The 1,982-nt window shown below is 74.9% G+C and carries 1 protein-coding gene and 1 pseudogene; both read left to right on the top strand.

Annotated elements, in window-relative coordinates; translation table 11 throughout:
* Nucleotides 1-1,408, top strand: a pseudogene (locus ACIQOV_RS39295) (hypothetical protein); the annotation flags it as partial.
* On the top strand, nucleotides 1,405-1,938 hold the full coding sequence (locus ACIQOV_RS39290; protein WP_401055673.1) for a phage tail protein: 534 nt from the start codon (nucleotides 1,405-1,407) through the stop codon (nucleotides 1,936-1,938). The pseudogene ACIQOV_RS39295 and the gene ACIQOV_RS39290, both read left to right, overlap by 4 nt.
* The last annotated feature ends 44 nt before the right edge of the window (nucleotides 1,939-1,982 follow it).

The following is a 1,982-nucleotide window of genomic DNA, read 5'->3' as shown; positions in this document are numbered from 1 at the left end:
CTACCGGGGGGCTCGGGGCCATGTGCCGGTCGGCACCGTGCTGTTGCTGCCGGCGCAGCTGTGCCCGGCGATGACCGCCGTCGTGGCGGCGGTTGTCGCCGACGGGCAGGACGCGCAGGGCTGGCGGCAGGCGGTGGACCTCGCCGGCCTCCAACTGGCCCCGCTGCAAAGGGCCGTGACGGTGTCCGACCACGAGCGGCTGCTGGCGGAGCGGGCGGGACTGGTGGTTCGCTGCCGGGCGACCGCCACCGTCCGGCCGGCGGGCTCCCGGGTCCCCGAGGCGCTGGTGCCCCCCAGGCGGCCGGACACCGTGACGGCGTGCGCCGTCGCCGCGGTCGATCCCACGTACGCCGTGCACTACACCGCCGACGCGCAGGGCGTCCACTGGACAAGGGTGCCGCTGGACCCGGTCTTCCATCCGGGCCCGATCCTGCCGCTGCCTCCTCCGCCCGCGCCCCGGCCGGGGGACGAGGACACGCCGCCGGAGTTCGCCCTGAAGCAGCTCGACGCCGTACTGTTCCTCGCCCCGGACATCCCCCGCCTGTGGTTCTCCGCCGACAAATGCGGGTGGACCGGCGGAGCCTCGCAGCCGATCGGCACGGTCTTCCCCGGGCTTCCCACCGAGTTCACCACCGGGGTGCACGCGGTGACCGCGACGGCCCTGCCCGGCGGCGGGTTCCGGATCTTCCTCTTCCGCGGCGACTCCTTCCACCACCGCTGCTACACGTACGCGAACCAGGTCCTGACCCCGACGCCGGAGCGCGGTGTGCAGTCGCTGATCGCCGAGGCGTTCCCCCAGCTCCCGCCCCGCCTGACCCGGGACCCGAAACCCGTGGTCGGCATCGGCGGAGTCTTCTACTTCATGCAGGGCCCCCGCACCGAGGCCACCGCCTGGCGCAGCGAGAACGCCGCGCTGCGCGTCCTGGTGACCGGCACCCTGCCCGCTCCCGCGGACCACGCGTTGACGGACCGGGAACTCGCCGCGGGGGACGAGGTCGAACAGGCCCGCGCCGTCCTGGAGGGGGTGCGGCTGCTGGGTGAGCGGATCAGGGTGGGCCCGCCGGACTACACCGACTTCTCGGTGACCGTCGTCGTCCGCCCCTGGGACGCCACACCCGCCGGACAGGAGGCGGCCGAGCGGGCGGTGCGCAAGGCGCTGTTCCGTTTCTTCCACCCCACGGCCGGGGGCGCCGACGGCAGCGGCTGGCCGTGGGGACGGCTGGTCCAGACCGGCGACGTGTACACCGCACTGGCGGCCGTCGCGGAGGTCCGTGAGGTGGCCGACGCCGCCGTGGAGGACAAGGACGGCGCTGTGCGACCCGTCATCGGCGTGCCGGACAGCGGGCTGGTCCATCTGACCGCCGTCGACTGCACGGTCGCCGACGAGCAGAACGGAGGCAGCCGGTGAGCGAACAGCCCGTCGCCCGGGCCGGGGCATCGGCGCCCCGCCCGCTCGCACTTCCGTCGGTCTACGCCGACGACACGGTGGTCCAGGCGTTCGCCGACGGCGTGGGCGCGGCGCTGGCGCCCACCGAGTACCTCCTCGACCGCCTGGAGGACGTCTTCGACCCGTGGCTGTCGCCGCCGGACTGCCTGCCCTGGCTGGTCCGGATCACCGGCGCGCGGGTCGAGGCGGACTGGGACGAGGTCCGGCGCAGGACCGCCGTCGCCCTCGCCCCGTGGCTGGACGCCCGCCGCGGCACCCTGCGGGCGCTGCTGCGGGAGGCCGAGGAGATCTACGACTGGCATCTGTCGGTGGACGACCCCGGGGGCGTGTTCACGGGTACGGAAGTCCCGCCGGCCGCCGCCGCGGTCACCGTCACCCTGACCGCCGGCAGCACGCAGAACCAGAGCGCGTTGACGGCCCGGCTCACCCGTCTGGTGGAGGCCCACTGCCCCGCGCACATCCCGTTCCGCGCCGTGGTGGTCGGCTCATGACGGCATGGCAGCCCCCGGCGGGGAGTACCGGAGACCCGGGGAGG

It is taken from the genome of Kitasatospora sp. NPDC091257 (genome assembly GCF_044757675.1).
Lineage (GTDB): Bacteria > Actinomycetota > Actinomycetes > Streptomycetales > Streptomycetaceae > Kitasatospora > Kitasatospora lactacystinica.
Note: the sequence above shows the minus strand (reverse complement) of the source record. Positions and strands in the feature narration are given on the sequence as shown.